At 44.5% G+C, this 14340-nt stretch carries 15 protein-coding genes; 12 read left to right on the forward strand and 3 right to left on the reverse strand.

The window, feature by feature from the left end; all coding sequences use genetic code 11:
• Positions 1-335 precede the first annotated feature (335 nt).
• The 4 genes from C9I43_RS13840 to C9I43_RS13855 all read left to right on the forward strand — a co-directional run bounded on the left by C9I43_RS13840 (position 336) and on the right by C9I43_RS13855 (position 5227).
• Positions 336-2729, forward strand: a complete 2394-nt coding sequence (locus tag C9I43_RS13840) for a TonB-dependent receptor plug domain-containing protein (protein ID WP_107883811.1) — start codon at positions 336-338, stop codon at positions 2727-2729.
• A 136-nt stretch (positions 2730-2865) separates the two neighbouring features.
• Positions 2866-3327 (forward strand): NanQ anomerase/TabA/YiaL family protein, encoded by a 462-nt coding sequence (locus C9I43_RS13845; protein ID WP_076498694.1) that lies wholly within the window; start codon positions 2866-2868, stop codon positions 3325-3327.
• 134 nt (positions 3328-3461) lie between these two features.
• Positions 3462-4382, forward strand: a complete 921-nt coding sequence (locus C9I43_RS13850) for a manganese-dependent inorganic pyrophosphatase (RefSeq protein ID WP_107883812.1) — start codon at positions 3462-3464, stop codon at positions 4380-4382.
• 227 nt (positions 4383-4609) lie between these two features.
• Positions 4610-5227: a DedA family protein gene (locus tag C9I43_RS13855; protein WP_076498697.1), complete on the forward strand. Its 618-nt coding sequence runs from the start codon at positions 4610-4612 to the stop codon at positions 5225-5227.
• A gap of 11 nt (positions 5228-5238) precedes the next feature.
• On the opposite strand, the gene C9I43_RS13860 is transcribed toward C9I43_RS13855, so the two are convergent.
• The 3 genes from C9I43_RS13860 to C9I43_RS13870 form a co-directional block, all read right to left on the reverse strand.
• On the reverse strand, positions 5239-5460 hold the full coding sequence (locus tag C9I43_RS13860; protein ID WP_076498699.1) for a DUF6500 family protein: 222 nt from the start codon (positions 5458-5460) through the stop codon (positions 5239-5241).
• 215 nt (positions 5461-5675) lie between these two features.
• On the reverse strand, positions 5676-7118 hold the full coding sequence (locus C9I43_RS13865; protein ID WP_107883813.1) for a thioesterase: 1443 nt from the start codon (positions 7116-7118) through the stop codon (positions 5676-5678).
• A 155-nt stretch (positions 7119-7273) separates the two neighbouring features.
• On the reverse strand, positions 7274-7519 hold the full coding sequence (locus C9I43_RS13870) for a YgjV family protein (protein WP_107883814.1): 246 nt from the start codon (positions 7517-7519) through the stop codon (positions 7274-7276).
• Between the two features lie 300 nt (positions 7520-7819).
• On the opposite strand from C9I43_RS13870, the gene rraA reads away from it, so the two are divergent.
• From rraA to tatC, 8 genes are all read left to right on the forward strand, one after another.
• Positions 7820-8305, forward strand: a complete 486-nt coding sequence (gene rraA / locus C9I43_RS13875; protein ID WP_076498704.1) for a ribonuclease E activity regulator RraA — start codon at positions 7820-7822, stop codon at positions 8303-8305.
• A gap of 129 nt (positions 8306-8434) precedes the next feature.
• Positions 8435-9499 carry a formimidoylglutamase gene (locus C9I43_RS13880; RefSeq protein ID WP_107883815.1) on the forward strand — a complete coding sequence of 355 codons (1065 nt, stop codon included), beginning with the start codon at positions 8435-8437 and terminating at the stop codon, positions 9497-9499.
• Positions 9500-9743: 244 nt separating this feature from the next.
• Complete coding sequence (ubiE, locus tag C9I43_RS13885) at positions 9744-10499, forward strand: bifunctional demethylmenaquinone methyltransferase/2-methoxy-6-polyprenyl-1,4-benzoquinol methylase UbiE (RefSeq protein ID WP_076498710.1); 756 nt, start codon at positions 9744-9746, stop codon at positions 10497-10499.
• Positions 10499-11119, forward strand: coding sequence for a ubiquinone biosynthesis accessory factor UbiJ (locus C9I43_RS13890; protein WP_076498712.1), 621 nt, complete (start codon positions 10499-10501; stop codon positions 11117-11119). The genes ubiE and C9I43_RS13890 overlap by 1 nt, the downstream gene beginning before the upstream one ends.
• On the forward strand, positions 11116-12765 hold the full coding sequence (ubiB, locus tag C9I43_RS13895) for a ubiquinone biosynthesis regulatory protein kinase UbiB (RefSeq protein ID WP_107883817.1): 1650 nt from the start codon (positions 11116-11118) through the stop codon (positions 12763-12765). Before C9I43_RS13890 ends, ubiB begins: the two co-directional genes overlap by 4 nt.
• A gap of 59 nt (positions 12766-12824) precedes the next feature.
• On the forward strand, positions 12825-13064 hold the full coding sequence (gene tatA, locus C9I43_RS13900) for a Sec-independent protein translocase subunit TatA (RefSeq protein WP_076498716.1): 240 nt from the start codon (positions 12825-12827) through the stop codon (positions 13062-13064).
• Between the two features lie 6 nt (positions 13065-13070).
• On the forward strand, positions 13071-13544 hold the full coding sequence (tatB, locus tag C9I43_RS13905; protein ID WP_076498718.1) for a Sec-independent protein translocase protein TatB: 474 nt from the start codon (positions 13071-13073) through the stop codon (positions 13542-13544).
• 3 nt (positions 13545-13547) lie between these two features.
• Complete coding sequence (gene tatC, locus C9I43_RS13910) at positions 13548-14300, forward strand: twin-arginine translocase subunit TatC (RefSeq protein ID WP_076498720.1); 753 nt, start codon at positions 13548-13550, stop codon at positions 14298-14300.
• Positions 14301-14340 lie beyond the last annotated feature (40 nt).

Raw genomic sequence — 14340 nt, forward strand, 5'->3', positions numbered from 1 at the left:
AACTCAGTCCAACTAACCCATCCGCGAGTCGCTCCATTATATTGCCCCTAACAGTAACCTCGACAAGGCATGCACTCAAGGCAACTGATGGCTCGTCAATGCTGTGAACAGCACCATTACATACGCCGCGCCGCATCACGCGGTTTAATATGATCCTTATCCTCCCGACTTGATTTTAAAGGCGATTAATAACGCTGGGCTCTTAGTTAGCACATATCCGTCTAAATGTAACAATTGTTACAGTGTTAACCTTATCGACCTTAAAGTTTTACTTTGTGTTAAATAAGTACTCATGAGTTAACGCTCTGAGATAAACACGTTATTGAGAGGTTTTTATGCGCGTAGCTATTATCGCATTAGCAGTGTCAGCCACACTGTCTATTCCTGCAGTCCAAGCCGAAGAACCCCAAGCGGCCTTCGAGAAAATTGAAGTGATTGGATCGCGTATTGCCCTGCGCACCGCAACCGACAGTGTTGCGCCAGTAGATATCATCACCGCTGAACAACTTGAATCCACGGGGATGACGGAAACCGCCAAAGCATTACAATTTGCGGCGCCAAGCTATAGTTTTCCATTTTCCTCGGTTACCGATGGATCAGATGCGGTGCGCCCAGCAAGTTTACGCGGTCTGTCACCAGACCATACCTTAGTGCTAGTCAATGGCAAACGTCGTCACGGTTCAGCACTTGTGCATTTAAGTGGCACGGTAGGCAAAGGCTCATCTAACGTCGACTTAAACGCCATTCCGATGACTGCAATTAAGCGCATCGAGATTTTACGCGACGGTGCCTCAGCTCAATACGGCTCGGATGCAATTGCGGGCGTGATTAACGTGGTGCTCAAAGACAGCGATCAAGGCGGTAGCGTATCAGCCCAAGCGGGACAGACTTATATGGGAGATGGTGAGCAATGGCGTGTCGGCGTGAACCACGGCGTCAGTTTAAGTGATGATGGTTTTGTCAATGTAGCCCTAGAAGCACACCACAAAAACAGCACCAATCGCGCCGGATTAGACCCACGCCAGCAGTATGCTAAACAACCTGACGGTTCAGATGATCCCCGCGAAGCCACATTTAATCGTAAAAGCCACCAAGTGGGTGATGCCGAATATGACAACCTAGGCTTGTTTATCAATGCGGCACAACCTCTTGCCGGTGACAGTAAACTCTATGCATTTGGTGGTATTAGCCAGCGCGAAACGAAGTCTGGCGCCTTCTATCGCCGCTCACTTGATGACCGTAATTTAACCGAAATATACCCTGATGGTTTCTTACCAGAAATCAATCCTAAAATTATCGACTCTTCCTTAGTTGTGGGTTATGAAACAAACCTCGGCGAGTGGAATATCGACACCTCTGCAGGTTATGGCGCTAACTCGTTTAAATACAATATTGTTAATAGCTTGAATGCCTCTTTAGGCCCAGATAGCCAAACCGAGTTTGATGCGGGCACCCTATCCACCAGCGAGACCAATCTCAATATTGATGCTTCACGCTACTTTGCCTTCGTTAATGATTCAGAGATTCTGTTTGCGACAGGTGTTTCATGGCGCCAAAATGGCTATGAAATTGAAGCAGGTGAGGAAAACTCTTATACCAATGGTGGTTACGATAATCGCGCAGGAGGTAGCCAAGGTTTCACGGGTTTTACTCCAGAATCTGAAGTCGATGAAACCCGTGATAACACTGGCGTTTATGCGGAGCTAGAAAACCAGTTAACGGATAAGTTTTACTGGGCAGCGGCACTGCGTTACGAAAACTATTCGGACTTTGGCGGTAACACCAGCTGGAAGTTAGCAGGCCGTTACGATTTTACCGACAATTTAGCCCTGCGCGGAACAGTTAATACCGGCTTTAGAGCCCCGAGCGTGCAACAGTTGTACTTCAGTAATATCTCGACGCTGTTTAACCCAGATCCTGTTACGGGTCAGCTAGAGCCAGTTGAATCAGGCACTTTCAACACCCTGTCCCCCGTCACTAAGGCACTGGGAATTAATAAGTTAGATCCTGAGTTATCTCAGTCCTTTAGCTTAGGCTTGGTGTATACCAATGACACAGGGTTAGCAGCAACTTTAGATGCGTATCAGATCTCCATTGATGATCGCATTATTCTGTCAAGCTCTGTTACCGCCGATGACTCACCCGCCGTTGCTGCTGCGCTAGCAGGAACCAATGCGGAGTCGGCACGCTTCTTTATCAATGCGGTCGATACCCGTACCCGTGGAGTTGATCTTGTCGTAAGCCAAGATTTTGATATCGGTTCTTGGGGTAACTTACGAGCAAACTTAGCCTATGCCTACAATAAAACTGAAATCCAAGATATTCATTTCCCACAAATTTTAGATGATTTAGGCCCAGAACTGTTTGATTCTATCGAACAAACTCGTATGACCTCGGCAACACCTAATAACACGGGCAACTTAGGCTTGACCCATGAGTTAGGTGACTTTAAAACCAATATTCGTCTGAGTTATTTTGGCGATTACACTGTGGGTTATTCAACGGGTGATGTGAATTATAGCGACCAGTGGGTGATGGATCTGTCTGTCAGATATGCTGCGACTGACGCGCTAAGTTTCACCGCAGGAGTACAAAACTTATTTGATGTTTATCCAGAAAAACGCCCTGATGACAACAACTACAATGGTATCTTCGTATACCCATTAACTAACACGCCATTTGGCTTTAATGGGGGTTACTACTTCTTAGAAGCTAAATACACTTACTAAGCGGTTTTACCTAAGATAGTGATACTTGATGCAATAGCAGGCCATTATGTGGCCTGCTTTTTTATGTCTTAATAGCAGTAATCTGATTATAATCCTTACCATGCACTCCTTTCACTTTTGCCATATCGAGTAATCCATGATTGTTGATACCTTAGCTAACCGTCATATTTATCAGTCTTTAAGTCCTCGCCTTGCTACTGCGTTAGCCCATTTAGCAACAACCGACTTTAGTCAGTTACCCGTGGGTAATTACCCCCTCGATGGCGATAATATTTTTGTCATCGTTAATGACTATCAAACTGAACCTAAATCGACAAAACCCTTTGAAGTTCATCAAAAATATATCGATGTTCAATATGTTGTTAGCGGTGAAGAAGAGTTTGGTTACTTACCTTTAGCAGATCAAACCCCTTCAAAAGCTTATTTTGAGAAACACGATTACGCTGAGTTTGATTACCAGAGCAACAAAGCCGACGCCTCTTTTGTGCAACTTAAAGCGGGTATGTTTGCACTATTTTTTCCCGGTGACATACATATGCCCGGTGCTGGTGATGTTGCCACCGCAGTTCGCAAAGTCGTGATAAAAGTAAAAATCTAAGTCTTGAGCCGTATTTAAGCAAAATATTGTTAGCACAATAGCGACTTAAACGCGCAGTGATATGCGCTTTGGCTATTTCCGAATCGCGCTAAATATTGCTAAAATTGTCACAAATTTAAAGGAGAGTCCCTGAAATGCCCATTTACGTTGTCGGTCACAAGATCCCCGATTCTGATTCAATCTGCGGTGCTATCGCATTAGCCTATTTAAAAAACCAAATCGGTGAAGAAGCCATTGCCGCACGTTTAGGCGAATTGTCACCTGAAACCGCCTTTATTCTGCAACGTTTCGGTTTTGAAGCACCAGAATACAAAACCAGCTATGCGGGCGAGCAAGTGTATATTGTTGACCATTCAGAGCTAACTCAAGCACCGGATGATATCGCCAAAGCCACTATCATTGGTATTGTCGATCATCACAAGCTAGGCGATCTGACCACTGACACACCGCTAGAATGCTGGATCCGTCCAGTAGGCTGTAGCAACACCATTATTAAAATGATGTACGATTTTTACCAAGTCGCAATTCCTAAAAATATTGCGGGTATCATGATGTGCGCCATTCTGAGCGATACCGTGATTTTCAAGTCACCCACTTGCACCACAGCTGATATTCGCTGCGTTGAAGCGTTAGCTGAAATCGCGGGCATTGAAGATTTTAAAGAGTTGGGCATGGAAATGTTCAAAGTGAAATCTGCTGTTCAAGGTACGCCTGCACGCGATTTAGTAATGCGTGACTTTAAAGACTTCAACATGAACGGTCACTTAGTTGGCATCGGCCAATTAGAAGTCATTGATCTATCAGTATTTGATGATATCAAAGCCGAGTTAGAAGCCGATATCAAAGCGTTAAAAGTTGAAGGCAATCGCCACAGCGTATTATTGCTACTGACAGACATTATGAAAGAAGGCTCTGAGCTATTAATCGTATCCGATGATAGTGACCTAACCCAACGTGCCTACGGTAAACCCACCGTCGATGGCAAAGTGTGGTTAGACGGCGTATTAAGCCGTAAAAAACAAGTTGTACCGCAACTACAAGCCGCATTTGCTTGATCGCGCTAATCTAAGCACAAATAAATAAGCACAAGTCTAAAAGCCGAACTCAGTTCGGCTTTTTTATTTGTGCTATTACTTGCATATCCTATCCACTGAGCTATTTAGTGCTTAGCGAGTCAGCTCAAGCAGGAATGAAACTTTATTCACGGGGCTACCCAGACGTTAAGTTTCACAGGTATGATGAGCCATTATTCTGCGAATCTTTTAGAGACTATTCAGAGGTTATGCCCGAAGCACTGCAACACATCATCACTGAACTCACACCTTGGCTGCAGGAATATGGCTATTTTTTGCTGTTTGTCGCCATCGCGGTAGAAGGGTTTGGTATTCCCGCCCCAGGACAATCGTTATTAATTGTCGCCAGTTTATTAGCGGCCACAGGACAAATGTCATTGCCATTGGTACTGATCGTTGCCGCGTGCGGCGCACTCAGTGGTAATAGTTTGGGCTATTTTATCGGTTGGCGCTTTGGCGATGTGTTACTCAAAAAAGGCTGGATAAAACCGCAACTTGAAGACAAAATTCACAGCGTTATTAGTCAATATGGTATTGCGGCGTTAGTGTTGAGCCGATTTGTTGAGGGTTTAAAACAATTCATGTTTATCGGCTGCGGCCTCGCTAAAATGCCGCTTAAGCAATTTATTATTGGCAATAGTCTTGCCACCAGCATTTGGGTAACATTATTTGGCTTGGGCCCAGTATTAATCCGCGATCAAATAGCACCTATATTGGCGTTTTATCATCAACATAAATACCCCGCATGGGCCATTATTAGCTTATTACTCGCTGCATTACTGGTCTTTATTTGGCGTAAATGGCAGCTCAAAAGCGACAGTAAATAACAACTTACTGATTATTGCGCCTCATTGTTGATCATCTCGATGATTTTATGAGCTTTTACAAAATGATCTAATTGATGAGTATGGATCCACCACGTTGCAGCCTCCATCAACAATGCTGGGTTATCATTTTTATTGGCAAAAAACGCGTAAAATGAAACACCGACATTATCGCCTTTGGCTGCAATTTTTTTATGACACACCTCAATGATTTTTGCTCTTAATGTCGCTCGCATATTTTCTCGTAGCCTTAATCGAATAATGGATGCTGATCATACCTCATCAGTACACAAGCTATAACACAGCGAACAACAGCGAACAACAGCGAACAACAGCGAACAACAGCGTGAAACCATATCACCTTTATATAACGGTCGATTTGAAAAATTAACCTCAAAAACTCAAGCGCAAATCATAGCGTTAACCGCAGATGAGGCAGAACAATGTCCCCTCACTCCGTTTCAAGCTTAGAGTTAGATTGACCTTCTACAGCCTCATTTGGCTTAGATTCTGGTTCAAGTTCCAATTCTGGAGCGATTAATGCCTTTGGAGCGACTTCAATTACTCGGGGTTTAGTTGGCGGCTCTGTTGATGAGTTTTGTTCTGGCGTTGGTTCTACTGTTTGCTCAGGCAAGGGCTCGACAATCACCACGGGCTCGGCCGGCACAGCCTTTTCAGCTTCACTACTGTTATTGTCAGACTCTGGCGCTAAAGCACCTAAATCTTGGTTAGCGGGAGTTTCAACAGCATGTTTGGGGAGCTGATTTCGATACAAATCGATCATGCTCATCACCTCTGATAAGGCTTTAGCATGCGCAGGGGTCAGAATACCATTGTGCCCTGAGACAATTTCATCCGATACTGCCAGTACCCACACTGCTTGCATATTCGCGTCAGGACAGGTTTGTACGGTACGACGAGCTTGCAAGCGAGCACGAACTTTCCAGCCTGAATGTGGTAGCGTCATCATACAGCCAGGAATTTTATCGTGCGCCATCAAAGCTGAAGGCATTTTCATCGGAGTATTACAGTTGCCGCCAGAGCATCTATCGATATCATGGGTAATGGCCCAAGAATTACCGACCGCCCGTTCACCATCTTTAATATAATTAAAGGCTTCTTTTACCGCAAAATCACCCTTGGACTGCAACACCACCATACTGGGCTTTTGCCTGTCGAGGCTGACCAAGGTATCTAATGGCTGATAATCTTTAGCGGGCACGGCAGGGTTTAACAGTAAAAATAAATTAGGATTATCCTGCTGATGATCAATCGCAGCTTTAATGCGATTTTTACTGGCATGTAATACTACGGAGCCGCCCAAACTATGGCCTATTACGGTATAACGCAGCAATTTATGTTGTGTTACTAAGCTGTCGAGTTTATCTAATAGCTGAGATAACCCTTCTTGGCCTATGCGTTTAGCAACACGCTTGCGCTGTAAAATAGTGGGAAAGTCTAAGGGTTCAATCCAGCTCGTCGCATCTTCGGAGCCATCAAGCCAAAAAGGATCGTATTTGTCGCCACGCCAACCAATATATAAGCCCAGTAAGTTACGTTGGACATCAGACTCTGCCATCTGCTGATAAAATTGCTCAAAAGCGATAAAGTTTTCATCCTGTGGCTGCGCGCTATGGTGCCAGCCATGCACGAAAATCAGTAACTCAGGAGGCGTGCCATTATTAGGCTGTAAAATACGCGCATCTAAACCTTGCCATTGCCTTTCGTCATGGGCTTGGCCTTGATCATTAAACTCAATAACATGAAAGTTTTGCTTAGCGATATCAGGGCCAGGAATGTGATAAGCCTGATCTGGGATAAAAGGAAGTAAAACACAAAGCGATAACAACATTAAAAACAGTAGTTTGTACTGAGTAAATTTTTTCAGGCTCATTTATAACAACATAATTAACGGCCAGACTAGGCCAATATAGACGTGCTGAAAGGAACTAACAGCAAAAGTGCCGAAATTATACGCTAAGCGTGTTCTCCCAGCTAGTAACGAATTAACCGTTGATGACAAACGTTAAAGCCACAACCAAACATAACTTAAGCGGCTGTAGGGTTTGCTTTAGCACGATAAATTTTGATTAAATGATAGATATTAATACCCGCAACAAATGCATTCATTCCCGCAACTGGCCAAGCCGAAATAAATACACCGTAAATAACAAACAAAGTACAACCAACAAAATTGAGCCATCGCAACCAAATAATATTTTTCATCATCAGAGATATAGCCACCATGATGGAAGCAAAATAACCAATAATTTCAACCGTGTTGATATCTTCCACTCATGCCTCCCGCAGGCTATTATCATCCATAAATATAATGATGTATCCACTTACCTAAGGCAAATGAAGTTAATACACTGTTGAATATACGGCCAAAATACCTCTCAAGATAGCCATAATGAGTCGTTACTGAATCACAGAGAGTAAGTCTTAGCCAGCCGCCAACGGTTTACCGTCGACGTATTAATAATCAAGTGGCAACAATACCGTGATTGATAACACTTTTCTTTTTAATAATCCCTTTTATACTGGCGTAAACTCGCTAAACTGTACGCAACGCGGATCAATAGGAGTGTAAATATGGAATACAACACCTCAGAACTATGTGACATGTACTTAGATGTCGTAGATGTAGTCGAGCCCATGTTCAGTAACTACGGTGGTTGTAGCTCTTTTGGCGGCTCTATCAGCACCATCAAGTGCTTTGAAGACAACGGCCTTATCGTCGATGTCTTACAAGAAGACGGCCAAGGTAAAGTCTTACTCATTGACGGTGGTGGTTCATTACGCCGTGCGCTGATCGATGGTGCTATTGCAGAGCTTGCGGTCAGAAACAACTGGGAAGGCATTATCGTTTACGGTTCTGTGCGCGATGTCGATGCATTGGAAGAATTAGATATCGGCATTCAAGCCGTTGCTTCAATTCCAGTCGGTGCCGATGGTAATTCAGTAGGTGAAGTCGAAATTCCGGTCAACTTTGGCGGCGTGACTTTCTTACCTGGCGATCATATCTATGCAGATAACACAGGTGTAATTTTATCACCTGAACCTCTGGACATTGAGTAATCTCACTGCCTAGCCAAGAAAGCCAGCTAAGCTGGCTTTTTTATTCACTATTTTCAGCATTCCCCATTGAATCCCTGCCCCACACTGCGCCACAATAGCTTGACTCCGGCCGAATAAGAATACTCATCTATGCCTGAATTAATTCCCTTTACCCACACCGATATGGCCTCACTCGTCAGCGTAAGAAATGGCGAAACTAAGTTAGGCCAATGCGTCCATTTGGCTAATCACGAACATCCTTTAGAGACGATTCTCGTAACGGCAAGAGCACACGGTGCACGCTTTGCCATTATTGGCGTTAGCGAAGATATTGGCCCACGTGCCAATTTAGGCCGCAGCGGCGCGACCGATGCTTTTACTGCCAGCATGCGCCAATGGCTTAATCTACAATCTAATCGCTTCTTATCTGGTACTGAATGCCTAGTATTAGGCCAAGTGAATACTGCCGATTTACAGCAACAAACCACAAGTAACACAGCAGATAAGACTGTCGTCACCTTAGGTGAATTACGCGATGCGGTTGAGCAATTAGACGAGCGCGTTATTCGCATCGTCAGTGCTATTTTAACAGCAGGTTTAGAGCCCATACTCATCGGCGGTGGCCACAACAATGCCTATGGCTTATTAATGGCGACTTACAGCCATTATCAGCGCCAAGTGGCAGCGGTAAATCTCGATCCCCACTCTGATTTTAGGCTGCTCGAAGGTCGTCACAGCGGCAATGGTTTTAGTTACGCAGCCGATCGCGGCGCCTTAGGTTATTACCATGTGCTGGGTTTACACGAATTAAAAAACAGTGAAACGAATCTAAGTCAACTCACAGAATTTGGTGGTACTTGGCATAGTTTGCAGCAAATTTGGATTCGCCGCGAACTCAGCCTTAGCGAAGCTTTAGTTGATATCGCCGCCAAACTGAATGATACAGGTTTGCCCGTTGGGTTAGAGCTGGACGTCGATGCAATTGCTAAAATGCCCAGTAGCGCCTCAACCATAGCCGGTGTGCCCTTGCTCGATGCCGCGCATTATGTCAGTTATATTGCCCGTCATTGCCCTTGCGCTTATTTGCATTTAGCTGAAGCTGCACCAAGTTGCCACGAGGCAGGAATTGAAGCTGGATTAAGAGACGTAGGCCAGAGTTTAAGCGAGCTTATCTACGCCTATATACAAGCGCGCACAGCATTTTTAACACAGTAATCTACCACTTAGCATCCAACAAGACGCTAAGCTATTCACCAAATCCTGATATTGTGGTCTAATGCCAGTCCATTTATGTGGTCTATGAGCACTTCATCCAAAGCCTGATGGAGTCAGCCTTAAGCTAAGGTATTGAAGTTAGTTTATTAGCTCGATCACAGAGTGATAGATCAAAGATTCAGCAAATGCAGGCGATGGCTTACACTCGCAGCTAATACATTGCAAAACAAATAGGAACACATTGATGTCTGAGGGCGAATCTAAAAGTACCCACTTTGGTTACAAAACCGTAGAGGCTGATAAAAAAGCCGAACTCGTTGCCGGCGTGTTTCATTCTGTTGCCGCGAAATACGACATAATGAATGATGTGATGTCATTCGGCATTCACCGTTACTGGAAGCGCTACACCATTGAAGTGTCTGGCGCCCGCCCTGGCATGAAAGTGCTCGACTTAGCTGGCGGCACAGGCGACTTAACCGCAAAATTCTCTCACTTAGTGGGTGATAAAGGTGAGGTGGTTTTAGCCGATATTAACGATTCTATGTTGAAAGTCGGCCGCACTAAGCTGCGTGACAAGGGCATAGTGAACAATGTCAGTTATGTACAAGCAAACGCTGAAGCGCTGCCGTTTCCCGATAATCACTTCGACATCATTACCATCGCTTTTGGTTTACGTAACGTGACCGATAAAGATGCCGCGCTACGTTCAATGAACCGCGTCCTTAAGCCAGGCGGCAAACTATTAGTGCTAGAGTTTTCTAAGCCTCAGCATGAAATCATGCGTAAAGTGTATGATTTATATAGCTTCAAAGTTTTACCTAAGATGGGTGAGTTCATCACTAAAGATGCCGACAGCTACGAATATCTAGCTGAATCTATTCGCATGCACCCAGACCAAGACACGCTGAAGCAAATGATGGTAGATGCAGGCTTTGAGCAATGCGATTACACCAACATGACTGACGGTATTGTTGCATTACACCGTGGTTATAAATTCTAATGATGCCGCAAGAAGTGGTACTGCTCATTTGCGCCGCTATTGAAACGGGCCTGAAAAAAATTCAGGCTCAAGCGGGTGACGACTATTCGCGCCAGCGCCAACTGCATGGCAAAGTGTTTCGCATCCAATTGTCGCAGCTCAGCTGGCCAATCTATTTGATTTTTGCCAAAGAAATCCAAGTATTGAGCCGCTATGAAGGTGACGTTGATGTCAGTCTACACGCGGATGTAACTACGCTTTATCGCGTGAGTGAAGGCGCAAACCTCACCGAATTGATTAAACAAGATAAGCTCAAACTTGAGGGCGACCTCAATTTATTACAAAGCTTTAGCCATTATCTACGCGGTATTGAGTTTGACTTTGCCGAACCAATATCCCGCTATTTAGGTGATGGACCCACGCATAAGCTCATCAGTTCAGGGCGGCAAGCCAAAAACTTCGCGCTTGAGGTGTTATGTAAAACACGCTCGCATTTAGGGCAACTCGCAGTAGAAGAGTATCGCCTCGCGCCACATCGGATTGAGTTAATTCATTTTCGCGATCAAATGGATGATTTAGTTGCCGATACCCGCGCGATTGAACAACGGATAGCCCAATTAAGAGATCAAATTAAGCCATGACCTTTGCCAGTGTCCGCCGCGGCTACCACGTCATCAAGACCTTACTTCAATACGGATTAGATGACGTATTGCCGCCAAAGATGACACCTTGGTACTTTAAACTCGCCCGCAATAGCCTGTTTTGGATCCGCAATAAACATAAACAAAAACCCGGTGGCGAACGCTTAAAGCTGGCGATGCAAGAACTTGGTCCTGTGTATATTAAACTCGGGCAAATGTTGTCGACTCGCCGCGATTTACTAAGCGATGAATGGGCCAGTGAATTGGCCATGCTACAGGACAAAGTCCCGCCATTTGATGGTGCTCTGGCACGCCAAGCGATTGAGGCAGAACTAAAAGCGCCAATTGAATCACTCTTCGATGACTTTAATGAAACGCCACTGGCCTCAGCCTCTATTTCTCAGGTGCATACCGCAACCTTAAGATCAAACGGCAAAGATATTGTTCTAAAAGTATTGCGCCCCAATGTGGAAGATAAAATCAAAGCGGATCTGCAGTTAATGTCGCAAACCGCCAAGTTGATTGAATATCTCCTCGGTGAAGGTAACCGCCTACGTCCAGCCGAAGTGATTGAAGATTACCGCGTGACAATTTTAGGTGAACTCAACCTTAAACTCGAAGCCTTAAACGCCATAAAGCTGCGCAATAACTTCCTCGGCTCAGATGCGCTCTATGTACCTTATGTGTATGAGGAATTCTGTTACCCGCGCCTAATGGTTATGGAGCGTATTTACGGTATTCCAGTGTCTGATATCGCGGCATTAACCGCGCAAGGCACTAATTTCAAGCTATTAGCTGAGCGCGGTGTTGAGCTATTTTTCACCCAAGTGTTTCGCGATAACTTTTTCCATGCTGACATGCATCCAGGCAATATCTTTATTTCCCGTGACCATCCAGAAAACCCCTATTACATCGGGTTAGACTGCGGCATTATGGGCACGCTCAGCGATGTCGATAAACGCTATCTAGCCGAGAATTTCCTCGCCTTCTTTAATCGCGATTATCACCGAATCGCCCAACTCTATATTGAATCTGGTTGGGTATCAGAAAAAACTGACCTGCAAGCCTTTGAACAAGCGGTTAAAGTGGTATGTGAACCTATGTTTAACAAACCGCTGGACGAAATCTCCTTTGGCCATGTGCTACTCGAACTATTTCGCACCGCGCGTCACTTCGATATTGTGGTGCAACCACAGTTGGTACTGCTGGAAAAAACTTTACTTTATATTGAAGGTTTAGGCCGTCAGTTATATCCACAGCTGGATTTATGGCAAACGGCTAAACCGTTTTTAGAGCAATGGATGGCTGAGCAGGTCGGTCCTAAGGCGATGTTTAAAAAGGTATCCACCAAACTGCCATATTGGGCTGATAAACTGCCAGAATTTCCTGAACTGATTTACGATAATCTTAAGTTAGGTAGGAAATTGCTGAGCTCTCAGCAACAAATGCTAGATAAATATTTGAAATATCAACAGCAGGCACATAAGAGTAATTACTTGCTTATCACTTCTGCTATTTTATTGATCTGCGGCACGTTATTGATCAATAGAGACGCTACACTATGGACCCCTTATATATGTCTCATCTCAGGCGTTATATTATGGTTTGTCGGATGGCGATCTAGGCCAAAGAATCGCAAATTTTAGCTAGCACTAATAAATCAGAGGTTCATAATAGAACCGATATCAATTAAGAGGATACCTTTATGGGTGGTATTAGTATTTGGCAACTTCTTATCGTTGCGTTAATCGTTGTATTGTTGTTCGGAACAAAAAAATTACGCTCGTTGGGCGGTGATTTAGGTGGTGCGGTAAAAGGCTTTAAAAACGCCATGTCTTCTGAAGAAGATAAAAAGGCATTAGAAGACACCGAAGCAGCTAAAACAGCAGAAACGACTCAACAGGCGACTGAAAAGAAACCTGAGTCTAACAAAGAACAGGCGTAACTCTTTATGTTTGACGGTATCGGCTTTATGGAGCTGCTGCTGATCGGTGTTTTGGGGCTAGTGGTGCTTGGCCCCGAACGTTTACCGGTTGCGGTGCGTTCAATAACCAGTTGGATCCGTGCGATGAAACGCATGGCTAACTCAGTAAAAGAAGAACTTGAGCAAGAGCTGAAGATCGAGCAATTACATGCGGATCTTAAAAAAGCCGAAAGCAAAGGGTTATCAAATCTTTCACCTGAGCTTAAAGAATCCATTGAGCAACTAAAGCAAGCGGCGCAATCGGTGAATCGTCCTTATCAGGTTCAGGAACCGTCGAAAGACACACCAGCTCCAGAGAATCAAATTCATAGCCCAGTTGAAACGACTCAAGCTCATTCAAACCCAGTTGTAGAGGCGAGTCCAACATCAGTATCTTCCGCAGCTTCAAGTGAGTCTTCTCAGGGCGCGGATACCGGTTCTAACCCGAAAGCTAACGGATAATAAATGTCGCCACAGCAGCCACTCATCAGCCATTTGCTTGAACTTAGGTCCAAGCTGCTTAAATCGATTACCAGTGTCTTATTAGTATTTATTTGTAGCGTTTATTGGGCAAATGACATCTATCACTACATGGCAATACCGTTAATGCAGTCTTTACCTACTGGTGGCAGCATGATTGCGACAGACGTCGCCGCGCCTTTCTTCGCCCCGTTTAAATTGACCTTAGTATTATCTTTTTTCGTCGCTGTGCCTTACGTCTTATTCCAAATCTGGTCTTTTGTTGCGCCAGGTTTGTATAAACATGAAAAGCGATTAGTCATGCCGCTGCTCTTTAGCAGTACCTTATTGTTTTACTTAGGGATTGCGTTCGCTTATTACATTGTATTCCCAGTCGTTTTTGGCTTTTTCGCCAATACAGCGCCCGAAGGAGTGCAAGTTGCCACTGACATCAGCAGTTATCTTGATTTTATATTGAAGCTTTTCTTTGCTTTTGGCCTATCCTTTGAAATCCCCATCGCCGTAGTTTTACTCTGCTGGGCTGGAGTGACGACACCTGAAGATCTCAAACAAAAACGCCCCTATATTGTGGTAGGCGCCTTCGTTGTGGGTATGTTATTAACCCCACCGGATGTTATCTCTCAGACTATGCTTGCTGTGCCGATGCTGTTATTGTTCGAAGGCGGTTTATTAGCAGCTCGTTTCTACAGTAAACCTGATGATCAGTCTGACGACGAAGCTGACAAAACGAACAGCTAGCGTTTTAACTGTACGTTAGAAAAATATAATAATAAGGAAG

The organism is Shewanella morhuae, assembly GCF_003028295.1.
Taxonomy (GTDB): Bacteria; Pseudomonadota; Gammaproteobacteria; order Enterobacterales; family Shewanellaceae; genus Shewanella; species Shewanella morhuae.